Annotated in this window: 14 protein-coding genes; 9 read left to right on the top strand and 5 right to left on the bottom strand. The window is 44.4% G+C overall.

Annotated elements, in window-relative coordinates; translation table 11 throughout:
* From polA to QWZ13_RS17300, 5 genes are all read left to right on the top strand, one after another.
* Entirely contained in the window at nucleotides 1–2,808 is a 2,808-nt protein-coding gene (polA, locus tag QWZ13_RS17320) for a DNA polymerase I (RefSeq protein ID WP_290283409.1), read from the top strand.
* Nucleotides 2,809–2,906: 98 nt separating this feature from the next.
* Nucleotides 2,907–3,287 (top strand): response regulator, encoded by a 381-nt coding sequence (locus QWZ13_RS17315; protein ID WP_215999842.1) that lies wholly within the window; start codon nucleotides 2,907–2,909, stop codon nucleotides 3,285–3,287.
* Nucleotide 3,288: 1 nt separating this feature from the next.
* A complete protein-coding gene (locus tag QWZ13_RS17310; RefSeq protein ID WP_290282882.1) occupies nucleotides 3,289–3,900 on the top strand; it encodes a histidine kinase in 612 nt (203 codons plus the stop codon).
* Nucleotides 3,900–4,859 (top strand): sensor domain-containing diguanylate cyclase, encoded by a 960-nt coding sequence (locus tag QWZ13_RS17305; protein WP_215999844.1) that lies wholly within the window; start codon nucleotides 3,900–3,902, stop codon nucleotides 4,857–4,859. Before QWZ13_RS17310 ends, QWZ13_RS17305 begins: the two co-directional genes overlap by 1 nt.
* Nucleotides 4,860–4,924: 65 nt before the next feature.
* Complete coding sequence (locus QWZ13_RS17300; RefSeq protein WP_290282881.1) at nucleotides 4,925–5,500, top strand: hemerythrin domain-containing protein; 576 nt, start codon at nucleotides 4,925–4,927, stop codon at nucleotides 5,498–5,500.
* Here QWZ13_RS17300 and QWZ13_RS17295 read toward each other — a convergent pair.
* The 5 genes from QWZ13_RS17295 to gshB are packed head-to-tail and all read right to left on the bottom strand — an operon-like array spanning nucleotide 5,482 to nucleotide 11,634.
* Nucleotides 5,482–7,782, bottom strand: coding sequence for an ATP-dependent DNA helicase (locus QWZ13_RS17295; protein WP_290282880.1), 2,301 nt, complete (start codon nucleotides 7,780–7,782; stop codon nucleotides 5,482–5,484). The genes QWZ13_RS17300 and QWZ13_RS17295 overlap by 19 nt on opposite strands.
* A complete protein-coding gene (locus tag QWZ13_RS17290) occupies nucleotides 7,766–9,385 on the bottom strand; it encodes a VRR-NUC domain-containing protein (protein ID WP_290282878.1) in 1,620 nt (539 codons plus the stop codon). The genes QWZ13_RS17295 and QWZ13_RS17290 overlap by 17 nt, the downstream gene beginning before the upstream one ends.
* Nucleotides 9,363–9,791 carry a Holliday junction resolvase RuvX gene (gene ruvX, locus QWZ13_RS17285; protein ID WP_215999848.1) on the bottom strand — a complete coding sequence of 143 codons (429 nt, stop codon included), beginning with the start codon at nucleotides 9,789–9,791 and terminating at the stop codon, nucleotides 9,363–9,365. Before ruvX ends, QWZ13_RS17290 begins: the two co-directional genes overlap by 23 nt.
* Complete coding sequence (locus QWZ13_RS17280; protein ID WP_215999849.1) at nucleotides 9,784–10,677, bottom strand: energy transducer TonB; 894 nt, start codon at nucleotides 10,675–10,677, stop codon at nucleotides 9,784–9,786. Before QWZ13_RS17280 ends, ruvX begins: the two co-directional genes overlap by 8 nt.
* A gap of 3 nt (nucleotides 10,678–10,680) precedes the next feature.
* A complete protein-coding gene (gene gshB / locus QWZ13_RS17275; protein WP_290282877.1) occupies nucleotides 10,681–11,634 on the bottom strand; it encodes a glutathione synthase in 954 nt (317 codons plus the stop codon).
* A 252-nt stretch (nucleotides 11,635–11,886) separates the two neighbouring features.
* On the opposite strand from gshB, the gene pilG reads away from it, so the two are divergent.
* From pilG to QWZ13_RS17255, 4 genes are all read left to right on the top strand, one after another.
* The gene (pilG, locus tag QWZ13_RS17270) at nucleotides 11,887–12,267 is read left to right on the top strand and encodes a twitching motility response regulator PilG (RefSeq protein WP_290282876.1); all 381 of its coding nucleotides are present in this window, start codon (nucleotides 11,887–11,889) and stop codon (nucleotides 12,265–12,267) included.
* Nucleotides 12,268–12,301: 34 nt separating this feature from the next.
* A complete protein-coding gene (pilH, locus tag QWZ13_RS17265; protein WP_215999852.1) occupies nucleotides 12,302–12,679 on the top strand; it encodes a twitching motility response regulator PilH in 378 nt (125 codons plus the stop codon).
* A gap of 5 nt (nucleotides 12,680–12,684) precedes the next feature.
* Nucleotides 12,685–13,221 carry a chemotaxis protein CheW gene (locus QWZ13_RS17260; RefSeq protein ID WP_252728883.1) on the top strand — a complete coding sequence of 179 codons (537 nt, stop codon included), beginning with the start codon at nucleotides 12,685–12,687 and terminating at the stop codon, nucleotides 13,219–13,221.
* 69 nt (nucleotides 13,222–13,290) lie between these two features.
* Nucleotides 13,291–15,387, top strand: coding sequence for a methyl-accepting chemotaxis protein (locus QWZ13_RS17255; protein ID WP_290282875.1), 2,097 nt, complete (start codon nucleotides 13,291–13,293; stop codon nucleotides 15,385–15,387).
* Nucleotides 15,388–15,395 lie beyond the last annotated feature (8 nt).

Here is a 15,395-nt window from a genome sequence, read left to right as displayed (position 1 = left end):
ATGGTTAATACTTCAGCGCCAATTGTCTTGGTAGATGGTTCTTCTTATTTATTTAGAGCGTTTCATGCTCTGCCGCCGCTGACCAATTCAGAAGGCATCCAAACAGGCGCTATTAAAGGCGTCACTTCGATGTTAAAAAAGCTAGTCGAATCGTACCCAAATAGCCCGATTGCCGTCATTTTTGATGCCAAGGGCCCTACCTTTCGAAATGAAATGTATGCCGAATATAAGGCTAACAGGCCACCCATGCCGGAGGAATTGCGTGAGCAAATCGTGCCCGTACATGACATGGTGGTCGCGATGGGGTTGCCTCTTTTGTGCATTGAAGGCGTTGAGGCCGACGATGTTATTGGAACCTTGGCGGAGCAGGCTACTCAAGCGGGTTTAGAGTGTGTTATTAGTACCGGCGATAAAGATATGGCACAGCTGGTCAGCCCACATGTATCGTTGCTCAATACCATGAAAAATGAATACTTAAATGTTGAAGGCGTACGAGAAAAGTATGGCTTTGGCCCTGAGCTAATGATCGATTACCTCGCTCTGATGGGCGACAAAGTGGATAACATTCCAGGCGTTCCGGGTGTGGGCGAAAAAACGGCTTTAGCGTTAATACAAGGGCTGGGCGGTTTGAATGACATCTATAGTCGATTAGACGAGGTGGCGCAGCTAACCTTCAGAGGCGCGAAAACCATGGCCGCTAAGCTTGAAGCGCATAAAGAAATGGCGTACTTAAGCTACGAACTGGCCACCATAAAACTCGATGTTGAGTTGGATGTTTGCGTTCAAGACATTAAAACGAATGACCCAGATAATGAACAGTTGTTGGCCTTGTATCAACGTTTTCAATTTAAGACTTGGATTCGAGAGCTATCGGGCGAAACGACTGAAACAGCTGCCAATTCAGCTTCTCGTAATACAAAGGCGGCCTCCATTGAAGATCGTGCCGAGTTTAAATCGATAGAACCTGAGCAAACAAATTACACCCTAGTGGCTTCTACTGAAGAACTCGCCAGCATTAAGGCCGAAATAGAAAAAACAGGGCACCTTAGCTATGTACCGGTGTGGCAAGATGGGCACTACAATCACCGCGAGCTGGCTGGTCTAGCCATTGCTTCAGCGCCGGGGCTTAGCTGGTATTTTCCATTTGCCGCCGATATTGGCACAGTGCTCGATACCGATTCTGTCGTGCAATGGTTTAAAGATCTTATTGAATCGCATGCCATTACCAAAACTGGCAGTGATTTTAAATCCGATTACCATTGGTTTAATCAAAAAGGCATACGGCCTTCACGGCTACTGTTTGATGTTGAAGTCATGGCCTTTGTTTACGACAGTACGTGTAAGCGCGATAAAGCGCTGGCAACGCATTTTAGCCCGCTGTCCGTCGATAATTTAGCGCGCCTCTATCTAGAAAAAGAGCTCAAAACGCTCGATGATTATCTAGGCAAGCCTGGTAAAAAGCGGTTACCGGTATCGGCCATTGATCCTAATGAGATTGGTTTGTGGTTCTGTGAACGGGTTGATTTTCAGCTTCGCATACAGCAGTGGCTGGGTCATGGCCTGAAACAGCGCGGCTTAGCGCAAGTTTATTTTGACATTGAAAAACCTTTATCGCCTATTTTAGCGGCCGTTGAGCGCAATGGCGTGGTTCTCGATACCGATTATATGAATCAAGTGAGCGCCGATTTTAAATCTCGCCTCGCCTCGCTGGAGCAAAAAGCTCACGATTTAGCCGGTACAGCGTTCAATATTGATTCACCAAAACAGTTGGCCGAAATATTATTCACGAAATTAGAGCTACCTGTGGTTAAAAAAACCGCTAGCGGTGCACCTTCAACCAATGAAGAAGTTTTAAAAGAATTGGCCGAATCGCATGAACTACCCAGGTTGATTCTAGAGTCTAGGCATCTTAGGAAGTTAGTGGGTACATACACTGATCCGTTGCCCACCATGGTTCAGCAAGATGAGAATAACGATTACCGCTTGCACACCAGTTACCATCAAACCGGTGCGCAAACGGGTCGAATGAGTTCGCATGATCCAAATTTGCAAAACATTCCGATTCGGTCAGAAGAAGGACGCTCGATCCGGCAAGCCTTCATCGCGCCAAAAGGGTACAAGCTGCTCGCAGCCGATTACTCTCAGATTGAATTACGGATTATGACGCACCTGAGTCAAGATGAAAATTTAGTCACGGCTTTTAAAGAAGGTCGGGATATTCATCGTGCAACCGCCGCCGAAGTAATGGGGGTTGCTGAAGAGGATGTGACAACAGAGCAGAGACGCTCAGCCAAGGCAATTAACTTTGGTCTTATATACGGAATGTCAGCTTTTGGCTTAGCCAATCAGTTAGGGATAAGCCGAACCGAGGCTAAAAAATACGTTGAAGCTTATTTTGAACGCTACCCTGGCGTGAAGCGCTATATGGATGAAACTCAAGCCGAAGCGAGCGAAACAGGCTACGTTGAAACGATCTATGGCCGTCGCCTATATTTACCAGGCATTCAATCTTCTAACCAGATGGTGCGTAAAGGTGCGGAGAGAACTGCGATTAATGCGCCTATGCAAGGCTCAGCGGCCGATATTATTAAGATGGCCATGGTTGACGTTCAAAAATGGCTCGAAGGTTCGCCGTTGCGTGCCCGCATGATAATGCAAGTGCACGATGAACTGGTATTTGAAGTGCATGAAGATGACTTTGCCGAGTTGAGCTCAGGTGTGCGTTTCAGGATGCAGCATTGCGCGCAACTCGATGTGCCGTTGATTGTTGATATCGGCGTTGGCAATAACTGGGATGAAGCACATTAACGCTAACTAACTGACACAAATTCTATAATTAACGCCAGAATTACTTGAAAAACAGTCGTAATGGGCTTTAGTTATTATATTGATTCTTTGGAGTACCTATGTCGTTACCCTTATTAGTGGTCGATGATTCGAATTTTGCACGAAAACAAGTGATCCGTGCGTTGCCTAAAGGCTGGGATGTTGAAGTTTCCCAAGCTGGAGATGGCCAGCAAGCTATCGAAGCTATTAAAGCTGGCAAAGGTGATGTGGTGTTGCTAGATCTGACCATGCCAGTAATGGATGGCTTTGCCGTGCTTGAAGAAATAAAAGCTAACGACCTGCCGGCCGTCGTCATTGTTATTTCAGGTGATATTCAGCCTGAAGCCTATGCACGTGTCATGAAAATGGGCGCTTTAGCGTTCATAAAAAAACCGTTAGCAGCTGATGAACTCAATAAAGTATTAAGTGACTTTGGCATTTATTCTGGCGAGGAGTCTTGATATGAATGCAGATTCACTTAATGAAGATTTAAGGGATTGTTTTCAAGAAATTAGTAACGTGGCCGTTGGGCGTGCAGCAAACTTGCTGGCGCAGTTACTCGATACTTTTGTGTTAATGCCTATTCCTACCGTGAACCTACTTGAACGTGCCGAATTAAGCATGGCATTAACTTCTATAGGTGAATCCGGCTCAGTGAGTGCGGTGTGCCAAGGCTTTACGGGGTCGAAAATAGCAGGCGAGGCCCTTTTGATTTTTAACGATGCCAGTTTTACGGACATGGCTGAGTTAACGCATTATGAAGGCGAAATTACCGAGCAAATAGAATTAGAGCTGTTGATGGATATTGCCAATATCCTAATCGGCGCCTGTTTGAATGGTCTTGCAGAACAAATCGACGTGAACTTCTCGCAAGGGCAGCCAAACTTGCTGGGGCAGCACATGAATATTGCTGAAATGCTCAGCGAGCAAGATTCGCAATGGAAGCGAGCATTAACCATTGAGTTACCTTACAAGTTAGAAGGTCGCAATGTAGATTGTGATTTATTGTTATTGTTTACAGAAGACAGTTTGAGCGTATTAGCCGATAAACTGTCTTATATGCTGGAGGACTGATGTCAAACAGCAATGATCCATTAACAGAGTTTCATTGGTTAGTCGAAGTTTTACAGACTGTCGATGTTGGCGTGCTCGTACTTGATTTACAGTACACCATTACCTCATGGAATGGATTTATAGAAAACAATTCCGGTATCGACTCTGCCGATGCCCTGGGAAAATCTCTTTTTGATGTGTTTCCTGAGCTTTCACAAGATTGGTTTAAACACAAAGCAGAAACGGTCATTCAATTACGTAACCGAGCATTTACAACCTGGGAGCAACGACCTTTTGTATTCAAGTTTCGTAATAACCGGCCCATTACCGGCGTAACGCCATACATGTATCAAAACTGCACCTTTATTCCGGTTGTAAGCACAACGGGCAAGGTCGAAAATTTAGCCGTCATTGTGTATGACGTAACCGATGTGGCTACCAGTAAACTAAAGTTAAATAAAGCAAACGAACAGCTAGCCGAACTGAGCCGAATTGATGCATTGACCCAATTATTTAACCGAGGATATTGGGAAACTCTGTTTGAAAACGAGTTTATGCGCCAACAGCGAAACCCTCGCGAATTATGCTTGATTATGTTCGATATCGACCACTTTAAAAAAGTAAATGATACTTGGGGGCACCCTGCAGGAGACCAGGTGATCCGTTCCGTTGCTAGGGCGGTGAAAGAAAACTCTCGTGCAACAGATTTATCAGGTCGTTATGGTGGAGAAGAGTTTGTCATTTTGTTGATCGACTCCGATATCGACAACGCCTTTAATTTTGCAGAAAGGTTACGAGCCGATATTGAGCAAACGAAGGTTGAAACTGACGTACAAACTCTGAGCGTGACCGTCAGTTTAGGTGTGTCCGCTTGGTCTGAAAAATTCACTGAGCATAGCGAATGGATCGAAGCAGCAGATCAGGCATTGTACAAGGCTAAAGAGGGTGGCCGAAACAAAACCGTACGCAGTTCAGATTGATTTAAGTCAACGCATCTTTTAGGCAGCCCGTTACACTTCTATAATTCTCTTACCACGGAGCGCTTATGGGGGTTGCACTTCTTCAACAACTCAATGCCGACCATAAAGTTATGGCGCGGATTCTATATTGCCTTCAAATGCAAATAAAAGGCTTTGAAAACCTCGATTTTGTATTTAACTCTTCGCAAATATTAGACATTCTAGATTACATCTCCTTTGTACCTGAACGTTGGCACCACCCCGTAGAAGACATTATTTTTAAGCGAATGTTACAGCGTGCTCCACCACACCCTAGCCACATTGTTGGTGTATTGAGTGAGCATGATGGGTTAGAGCAATTAACTGAAGAGTTAAAGGTGGCATTTCGTCGAGTGACTACCGATGGCCGTGTGCCAGTTGCGCAACTTTATCAAACGGCGACAATTTACTTAACCCGGCAAATGTTGCACTTAGATGCTGAGGAAACCGTCTTATTCCCTTTGGCTCAAGAATTATTAACAGAAAGTGATTGGACCGAATTAGAAATGCTGGCGGAGGATATTTTGAATCAAGACGATGAACTTACGCATAATAGCTATGATCATTTGCGAGACTCTATTTTGAATTTCGAACAAGAGCCCTATCAGTCTGAATCTGATTGATGACTCGTCCATTTCGCAATAGAGCAATCTTCGATGTGCCAGTAACTAGGCAGTAAGCCGTTCTTCCAATATTGAATGAATCGATCATCAATTAAGACAATGTCGCCGATATCATTTTCGGTTCTAACGGCACGACCGGCCGCTTGCAAAACTTTTTGAAGCCCGGGAAAAAGGTATGTGTAGTCAAAACCTGGCATTCCTCTTTGGCTGAGTGCCATTTTGATGCGATTGTTGAGGTCATTAACTTGTGGTAATCCTGGTCCTACGATAATTACTTGCTCTAATTGAGCGTTTGGTAAGTCGACGCCTTCTGAATACACGCCGCCGAGTACACAAAATAAACTGAGGCCCTGTTCGTTTTTAAAGCGATTTATAACGGCGTTTTTATCTTCTTGTGTCCACGAACGTTGTTGGATAATACATTTGTTCTCGTTGATCTCTAATACCGCCGTACATGATTTAAGCTGCAGGTAACTTGAGAAGAACACAAAAGTATTCTTCTCGTTAAGGCTGTAACTCTGCAGTAAGTTCTTTATGGTTTGCGGCAATTCATTGCGGTCGGTATATCTGGTTGAAACGTCTCGTACAATTTTTACTCTATGTTGCTGCGGCGAAAAAGGTGAAGGCAATTGTTGGTACACGCTTTCACTTAAGCCATTGAGTGTCAATGAGTAGTTGGCCGGTGTTAAGGTGGCTGAGAAAGCGATAACGTTGTTTACAATATTGTGTTTTTGCGCCAGCAACGTTGCTGGGTTTAAGCATAACAATTCAATCTTACGATCCGCGGGTTGGCCATCATTATAACGCCATACAAAATCTTGTTCATTGGCCAACTCACTTAAGCGTACAAACCGAGAACACATAAAAATAAATTGCTGCCACTCTATGGGAGGAACAAACGACGGTGACTCTCTGAGCAAGGCGGCACTGTCACTGACAAACTGACGCGCTTGCCCAATTAACGACTCCGGCGAAATAGAGGTTATTTCCTGTTGTTTATCTTTACAACAGGTTCTAAGCGCACTCTGAATCTTGGCCAGGTTCTTTTTAATGTTACTTGGGCATAGTTTTAGCAGCGCTTGTAATGATGCACCTAAAAATTCGGTCGAATAAATCATTCGGCCACGTTCAATTAAGTTGTGAGCTTCGTCTATCAAAATGGTGGCACGGTTATCTATTTCTTTGAGTAAATAAGGCTGAACAGCCGTCGTGTCGTAAATGTAGTTGATATCGCCGACGACAATATCAGACCAAATTGCCCAATCTTGACTCAAGTAATAAGGGCAAATTTCATTCTCTAAGCCTATTTCCATCAAAGCGGCTTTTGTCCAATGCTTATGGCTAAAAAATAAATGCCTGATCTGGGATCTTTTTCTAAAATAGCCACGGGCGAATTCACAGAACTCTCCGTCGCATGGCGTCTCTGGCGATAAGCAAGCACTGTCTTTTGACGACAATTGAATGGCATTTATTCTAGCGCTCGGGTCTAGTTGCTTTAGGCTGTCCCATGCCGCTACTTGGCCCGTATTTTTCATGGACAAATAAAATACGCTGTCAATGACTGGAGTTTTCAGCGCCTTAATTGCAGGGAATAGCGAGGCTAATGTTTTACCCGTGCCGGTGGGTGCTTCTACACACAAGTGCTTCTGGGTTAATATCGATTTATAGGCGCTTTCAGCCATTAATCGCTGTTCCTGTCTCATGGCAGAATATGGAAATGCAAGTGAATCGAGGTAAGGGATTAAGGCTTTAAAATGAGAATGCTTTTGTTCCAGCCAATCCTCATAGCGCGCGCAACATAAAACTAAATAATCAATGAGATCCTGTTTCTGAAACGTTTGGGTCTCTGGCCATTCTTGCAGTGTTTGTGGGTGCACGTAGCAAACGCATACGTCTATAGACTTTCTGTTGTCAAAACTCTGGTTGGCTAAAATTGCGGCGTAAATTTTTGCTTGGGACAGGTTCAAGGCTTTGGTGGTAGGTGGGATTTCACTGGGTGGGATTCGAGTCGTTTTTATTTCTTCAATACCACTATGAAAAACACCATCGACTCTACCAGAAACGCGTAAATCAAAATGCGGAGCTTGCCATTGCACCGATACAGATACTTCGGGTTGATAAGGCTTTGGGCGTTTGTTTTGAATAGCGCGATGCCCAAATTGACCTTCAAGACTGCTGGGTGATGCTCGGTACTGACTGATTAAATCGCCTTCTGTTTGGCAAAAATCGGCCAATGCACGAACATTGATTTTATAGGTTTTGCGTTCACAAGTAGCTGACATAGCAAACGCTTGCATTGATGTTTAAGTCATTAAAAACTTTTAACCAGGCCACTTGATTATCCTGAAGCTTATCGCCAGGACCTTTTATTTCAATAAACTCATACTCATGCAAGGTTCGTTGAAATAAATCGGGGAAACCAGAGCGGTGGTGTTTTATATCCGTAAGAATATGTTTGAATACGCCATGCCATTGTTCGAGGCTGAGTGCGTCAAAGCAACTTAACACGAGCTCAAGTGTTAAATGTTTCCAGTGAACAAAAGGATTGCTGATACCTTGCTTTTCTTGCCACATCGATACCAAAGACCCACGTAGCTGAGATTTATTTTGTGCAAAAATAGATTGAAAGCAATGGTCTCTTTTTGCATAAAAAGTTTCTTCATATAGATCCGTTGGTTTGGATTGAAACGGGTGGTGCCAAACCCCAGGAACATCGGCGAACACCGCGGACCAAATCGCTAAACCAAATATAGACATGGGTAGGGTGTTTTCTAACCAGTGACAATGGCCTAACGTGCTAGCGGCTATTTCTTCAACTTTGGTGTCTTGTTTGTACACTTCTAAATAACGTTCATTCCAAATAGGCTTCGGAAATTTCTCCAATGGACGGGAGAGCGGTTTATTGAGTTTATTTATGAAGCGTTGATAAAAGGTTAACTCGCTTTCCGATTTAGGCTCTGATTGCAATTGTTCCATGATAGCCAACGCTTCTTGGTACTTTTCGAGCTTATGAAGAATTCTAACCTGTCGCTCACGCGAAGGCGGTAAGCTGTTGGTCTGAAATAGTGTAAGGCTTAAGTTGAGTTCGTTGAGTTGTTCTAAGCGATAAGCGACACGATTCAAAAGCTTATGCCAACGATACTTCAATGCATCTGAAACCGTTAATGATAAACATTGTTCTGCAAAATCATTGAGAAGCGACCAGTTTTTGGCCTCATTGATTAAGTAAAATTCGCTGCTTAAATTACTGAGTTCAAGGTATGTATCGATATCTTCAGTGCATTGAAAAAATCTATTTTGAGAATCCAGTGGGTATTTTTCATATTGGGCTACGCCAAGATTTTCAAGGATAAAGTCTGTCAGGGTTTGGCGTTCGTTTCCAAAATAGAGCAATTGGAATCGTCTTAAGCAGTCATAATCACAAGGAGTGATGATTGTTTCGTCGTAACCCCAATCGGCCGGTGTTAATAAAGTCTCATCTTCTAACCAAAGCTCTAGCATGTCTGCTTTTTTGATTTTCTCAGTACCTTCAATAAAAAGTGATCGAGATTGGGCGACTGGCAGTAAGTCGATCAACTCCCAAGCATAGACTTCAGGATTGAATTGAATTAAGGATTGTTCGGCGAGCTCTGACAAGGCAGTCGCGGTATCTTCAACTTCGGCATAATCTAGTTTATCGGCGATAAAATTCGGACCTTTACGCATATAAAGGCGAATCAGCAAGCGCAGTACCATGGGCGAACAACGGTTGATTCGCGCTAAAAAGGATCGGTCTTCAGGGGTGAAAAGATCTTGGTAGCGTTTTTCAACAGTGCTAAGCATTGTTAAAAAATAATCCAAGTAGTAATTATCGTCTGGACGATTAGTGTTGATAGAGTTGCTCATTTAACCAGCTTTGTAAAATAATTTGAGCCGCAATGCTATCGACCTTGGCTTTACGAGCTTTAGACAGCGCCATTGGCTGGCTACTTATATGGTGCATGGCTTCCTTTGTGGATAAGCGTTCATCTATGCCATTGGCGGGAAGACCATAGCGGCCATGTAAACGCTTGCGAAATTTGTGTGCCCTGACCGTCATTTCTGATTCGGAGCCATCCATATTAAACGGAATGCCCACGACAAAGCCTTTGGGTTTCCATTCTTGAACGAGTTTATCAATGTCATCCCAATTCGGGATGCCGTTTTTGGCTCTTAATGGCTTTAGCTCAGACGCAGTGTGGGTTTGCGTTTGCCCGCAAGCAACGCCAATCCAGCCAGTTCCCCAATCAAATCCTAACCAGGTATCAGCCATCGGCGCTAAACCGAGTTTGGCCGTCTACTCTAAAATGCCAAGTACGCATAATGACTAAAACATTATTGTCTTCGAGCACTTCGGCGCTAAGTGGTTCAAAGGGGGCTGAAAGGTGGACAATTTGTTTTGCCGCCTGATCCAAAATGCTGCTTCCCGAAGGACGAGTCACTGATACGCTTCTTAAAGAACCATCTTCATTTATTTCTACCGCTAAGCCCACCGAGCCTATCAGTCTTCTTTCTCGGGCGGCTTCGGGGTAATTTTGATTGCCGATGCGTTCGACCTTTTGCAGCCAATTGTGAATGTAGGCAGCATCTGCAGCGCGTTTAGCGGAAACTGCGGTCAAGGTTTTGGTACGAGGACGTTTGGCATAATTTTGCCGGCTATCGTCTAGTAGGGCCTTTAACGTAGCTACATCGGTTATGTTGTTTAAGATAATATTCTCTTGCTCTGCATTCGCTGAATCGGCAGAACCATCATCACTTGAGCTGCTGTTAGCCGCAAAATCACTCAATTTACTGGTGGTAATAATTCGGTCGTGGCTCACACTCAACTCGGTATAGGCTAAATGTTGAATGGTTGGCGTTGTTTGGAAGATTTGGTTTTCTTCTATGTCGGCTTCTTGGTCAGATTTAAGAAGCTGTTTGTCGTCTAGTGTGCCACTGCCCACTTGGTCATTGTCGGCTAAGAAGTCGGCCTCATCGAGGCTGACTTCTTCGTTGCTCTTATGCACGCTCAGCGTTACATCGAGCGTCGGGCTGCTTTGCTTTTGGGTGAATGAGCTAAAACTGACACCGAATATCAGCAATGCGTGCAAGGCTATCGCTAGAAATACAGTGAAACTTAAGCGATCAATCGCGCCGATTTTTGCAGTTTGTGTGGCCATGTATTACTTCTTTACCAGTCTTTTTTCAATTGCGTTCATTAAATCTGCAGAGATATTTGTATTGTAGGCTGTGTCAATTTCTCGAATGCAGGTGGGGCTGGTGACGTTTACTTCCGTCAAAAATTCGCCGATAACATCTAGACCGACAAATAATAACCCACGCTTCACAAGCTCTGGTGCGACCTGGTTCGCAATCCAGCGGTCTTTTTCAGTGAGCGGTTGAGCAACACCACGACCGCCCGCTGCCAAATTGCCACGCGTTTCGCCTTTTGCCGGTATTCTGGCTAAACAATAGTCTACTGGTTTGCCATCGACAATAAGGATGCGTTTGTCACCCTCTGTAATTTCGGGCAAGAACTTCTGCGCCATAATTTGTTCTTGGCCATTATTTGTCAGCGTCTCAATGATTACACCAACATTCGGGTCATTAGGCTTTAAACGGAAAATGGCAGTACCGCCCATTCCATCTAATGGCTTAAAAATAACATCCTGATGCTGCTGGTGAAATTGTCGTAACAAAGTCGAATCACGAGTGACCAAGTGTGGCGGTGTGCATTGTGCAAAGTGGGTCGCAAATAGCTTTTCGTTACAGTCTCTCAGGCTTTGCGGCTTATTAACCACTAAACTCCCTTGCTGCTCGGCCATTTCGAGCAAGTAGGTTGCATACACAAATTCATTGTCGAAAGGTGGGTCTTTACGCATTAAGATGACGTCGAAATCGGCCAGTGCTCGGCTTGTTTTGTCTCCTAGCTGATAGAAGGCGTTTGGATCACGATCTACCGTGAGAGGCGTGCTCAGACCCTTAGCGGTGCCATTTTCGAGGTATAAATCGGGTAATGTTAAATAATGGAGCTCCCAACCCTTGTCTGCAGCGGCCCACAACATAGCCAGAGAACTGTCTTTTTTGTAATTTATCGTTTCAATTGGATCCATTACGATGGCAAGTTTGATTGTCATGGTCTTCTCTTAATAAATTGGAATATTGAATACATGGTAAAGCAAAGTTCTGAAAGTCAAAATAACTTTCTTAACAGACAGTTATAGCGATAAGTTAGAATCTATGATAAAAGTTAGCCCTTGAAAAATTAGCTAAATTTTCCGTCGTTATGGAATAGGCATGTTAGACTGTAGTCATGTTATTTTCGAGAATAATAAGCTAACATTGTTTGAAATTTATTATGTGTAAAGCGCTAAACCTTGGGATGGCTTATGGATACCAGTTTTGACAATTTGAAGGTAATGGTAATAGATGACTCTAAAACCATTCGTCGCACAGCAGAAACGCTACTGAAGAAGGTAGGCTGTGAAGTCATTACCGCAACAGGCGGGTTCGACGCGTTGGCTAAAATAGCCGATTCTAAGCCAGATATTATCTTTGTAGATATCATGATGCCTAGATTAGACGGCTATCAAACCTGCGCACTGATCAAAAATAACAGTGCATTTAAAGAAACACCGGTCATTATGCTTTCCAGTAAAGACGGGCTGTTTGATAAGGCAAAAGGTAGAATAGTTGGTTCAGATCAATATTTGACCAAGCCTTTTGGAAAAGACGAATTGCTAGGTGCAATTCGAGACTACGTTAAGTAGAAAACGAATTTAGTAAACGAAACAAGGGTATGTTATGCCACGAGTCTTAATAGTTGATGATTCTCCAACCGAGACCTATGCCTTTCAAGGTATGTTAGAGAAGCATGGAATAGAAGTATTGACCGCCGATAACGGTGCTGATGGTGTTGCGCTGGCTCGCCAAGAGCTGCCTGATGTTGTGTTGATGGATATTGTAATGCCGGGTTTAAACGGCTTCCAAGCTACCCGTCAGCTCACTAAAGGTGCAGACACCGCCCACATTCCGGTTGTCATAGTCACTACAAAAGACCAAGAAACAGATCGAGTTTGGGGTCGTCGACAAGGGGCTTCAGGCTACCTAGTTAAGCCAGTAGCCGAAGCAGAGCTGCTTAAAACTATTGAAGCTGTGATGGCTGGCAAAACCTTAGGTTAATTGCGATGACCGAAGTAACCCCGATCACGCTGCTTAGAGGAATTGAGTCTCGTGTGCGCCACAGCGCTAAAGGCTTACCAGAGCAAGGTGAGGTTGCACAAACATGGAGTGGGATTGGCTTTCGTATTGGTGAGCATCACTTTGTTGCCCCGATGTCGGAGGTGAAGGAGATCTTGCGAGTACCCGATTTTACCCGCCTGCCTAATGTGCAGTCATGGGTTCTTGGTGTGTCTAATATTCGTGGCCGACTCATTCCAATTATAGATTTAAATGACTTTTTATCTTATGAAAGTAATCAAGCTATCCGTAATCGACGTATTTTGGTCATAGAGCAAAATGAGCAGAGCGATGGATTGGTTATCGATGGGGTAGAAGGTATGCAATATTTCCCAATAGACGATTTCGATGAATCTACACCGAATATTCCAGAAGGCATAAAACCTTTTGTAAGTGGGCACTTCGTGAAAGACAAGCGAATATGGTGCCGATTTAATATGCGGGAATTGTTTGAAAGTGAAGAGTTTCAAGGTGTTGCCGTTTAGGTCGCACCTTTTCTTATATATAAAAGACGTTAAATAGATGGCAACCAGAAGCCAGACTGGAGTTCAAAAATGAAACAAAGAGCCGGAAACCTGCTGACAATTCTCGGTACCAACCGATTACTCAGTATCTTGCTTGCCGCCTTGTTGGTGGTAATTATCGCGGCAGTTGCCGTAGTTGCGCACGTTGGTACCTTAACTCGGTACGATCAAGAGTTATTGGAAAATGCCGCAGAACTCAGGGTATTGTCTCAGGAACTGGCTAAAAACGCCTCGGAAGCATCCGCAGGTAAAGAAGAAGCCTTCTCTTTGCTTCAACGAGCGCGTGCCGAATTTGAAATTCGCTGGAATTACATTCTTCAAGGTAATCCCGTTAGTGGCGTACCGGCATTAAGTGAACACGCAAGTGGCGTTGATGCCAGCCGATTAGGCAGTGTTTGGTCTGGTGTGAGTGAATCTTCTAACCTTATTGTTGATTCACGTGACGTTATTCTTGAGTTACATGGTACGGCCAATACTCTTTCTGAACGTATTCCTGAATTACAAGTAGAATACGACGAAGTTGTTGAAATTTTATTGGAAAACGGCGCTGGCGCGGGTCAGGTTGCTCTTGCACAACGACAGTCTTGGTTAGCGGAACGTATCGTACGGTCTATTAACAACGTACTTGTGGGTGGCGAAGGTGCCGTAATGGCCGCCGACTCATTTGAACGAGATGCAGCACTCTTTGCACGTGTACTACAAGGTATGCGTTTAGGTGACGACAACTTAGACATTCAAAAGGTAGAAGACCCTGAAGCAGCCGCCTCCTTGAATGATATTGCTGAAATTTTTGAAATTGTATCTGGCTCAGTTTCTCAAATTATGGCGACATCTCCAGAGCTATTCCAGGTACGTGAAGCTTCTAGTAACATATTCTCTGATTCACAAACTCTACTTGAGTTAGCATCCGATCTAATCGGCCAAATGCAGGTTGCCGCCGATACACGTCTATTTAATTCAAATTGGGTTCTATTGTTGGGTTTGATAGCGATGCTGTTAATTGCCGGCGCGGTATTCGTAATTATTCGTGATACACAGAGCGATTTACAGCAAACAGCTGAAACTAACGAGCAAAACCAGAACGCAATTTTACGTTTACTTGATGAACTTGCCGACTTAGCCGACGGTGACTTGACGACTCAGGCCACAGTAACCGAAGACTTTACAGGTGCTATTGCCGACTCGATTAACTTCGCAATCGACCAAATGCGCTCGCTGGTATCGGCGATTAACACAACAGCGGTTCAGGTGACCTCAGCGGCACAAGAAACTCAGGCAACGGCGATGCACCTTGCTGAAGCATCTGAGCATCAGGCCCAAGAAATTGCTGGAGCATCAGCGGCGGTTAACGAAATGGCCGTCTCTATTGACCAAGTATCCGCGAACGCCGCGGAATCAGCCGCGGTGGCAGAGCGATCGGTTGCGATCGCTAAAAAAGGTGCTGACGTGGTACAGGCAACCATTAACGGCATGGATAACATTCGTGAGCAGATTCAAGAAACATCGAAGCGTATTAAACGATTGGGTGAATCTTCACAGGAAATTGGTGACATCGTATCGTTGATTAACGACATTGCAGACCAAACCAACATTCTTGCACTTAACGCCGCAATTCAGGCATCGATGGCGGGTGATGCTGGTCGAGGCTTCGCGGTTGTTGCCGACGAAGTACAGCGCCTTGCAGAACGTTCATCTGCTGCAACAAAACAGATTGAAGCGCTCGTTAAAACGATTCAGAACGATACCAACGAAGCGGTAATCTCGATGGAACAAACGGTTGCCGAGGTTGTACGTGGAGCTCGCCTTGCGCAAGACGCCGGTGTTGCACTGGAAGAAATTGAAAGCGTATCGAAAAACCTAGCTGACTTGATTCAGAACATTTCGAACGCAGCGAGACAGCAGGCATCATCTGCGGGTCATATTTCAAATACGATGAACGTCATTCAAGAGATTACCTCGCAAACATCAGCGGGTACGACTGCAACGGCTAAATCGATTGGTAACTTAGCTCAATTGGCCAATGACCTTCAGTCTTCGGTTGCCGGCTTTAAGCTACCTGAAAATGACGATGATCTAGAATCACTTTCTATTCCAGATCTAGACGATGAATTTGTAACTGCGGTTTAAGGCTGCGG

It is taken from the genome of Reinekea marina, from assembly GCF_030409715.1.
Lineage (GTDB): Bacteria > Pseudomonadota > Gammaproteobacteria > Pseudomonadales > Natronospirillaceae > Reinekea > Reinekea marina.
This window is presented reverse-complemented; position numbering and strand designations above follow the sequence as displayed.

Coding starts and splice junctions, on each gene's coding strand:
- QWZ13_RS17305 (WP_215999844.1), top strand. CDS start 3,900: ATGTCAAACAGCAATGATCCATTAACAGAGTTTCATTGGTTAGTCGAA.
- QWZ13_RS17300 (WP_290282881.1), top strand. CDS start 4,925: ATGGGGGTTGCACTTCTTCAACAACTCAATGCCGACCATAAAGTTATG.
- QWZ13_RS17280 (WP_215999849.1), bottom strand. CDS start 10,677: ATGGCCACACAAACTGCAAAAATCGGCGCGATTGATCGCTTAAGTTTC.
- pilG (WP_290282876.1), top strand. CDS start 11,887: ATGGATACCAGTTTTGACAATTTGAAGGTAATGGTAATAGATGACTCT.
- QWZ13_RS17290 (WP_290282878.1), bottom strand. CDS start 9,385: ATGAGCAACTCTATCAACACTAATCGTCCAGACGATAATTACTACTTG.
- QWZ13_RS17255 (WP_290282875.1), top strand. CDS start 13,291: ATGAAACAAAGAGCCGGAAACCTGCTGACAATTCTCGGTACCAACCGA.
- polA (WP_290283409.1), top strand. CDS start 1: ATGGTTAATACTTCAGCGCCAATTGTCTTGGTAGATGGTTCTTCTTAT.
- QWZ13_RS17315 (WP_215999842.1), top strand. CDS start 2,907: ATGTCGTTACCCTTATTAGTGGTCGATGATTCGAATTTTGCACGAAAA.
- pilH (WP_215999852.1), top strand. CDS start 12,302: ATGCCACGAGTCTTAATAGTTGATGATTCTCCAACCGAGACCTATGCC.
- QWZ13_RS17295 (WP_290282880.1), bottom strand. CDS start 7,782: ATGTCAGCTACTTGTGAACGCAAAACCTATAAAATCAATGTTCGTGCA.
- QWZ13_RS17260 (WP_252728883.1), top strand. CDS start 12,685: ATGACCGAAGTAACCCCGATCACGCTGCTTAGAGGAATTGAGTCTCGT.
- QWZ13_RS17310 (WP_290282882.1), top strand. CDS start 3,289: ATGAATGCAGATTCACTTAATGAAGATTTAAGGGATTGTTTTCAAGAA.
- gshB (WP_290282877.1), bottom strand. CDS start 11,634: ATGACAATCAAACTTGCCATCGTAATGGATCCAATTGAAACGATAAAT.
- ruvX (WP_215999848.1), bottom strand. CDS start 9,791: ATGGCTGATACCTGGTTAGGATTTGATTGGGGAACTGGCTGGATTGGC.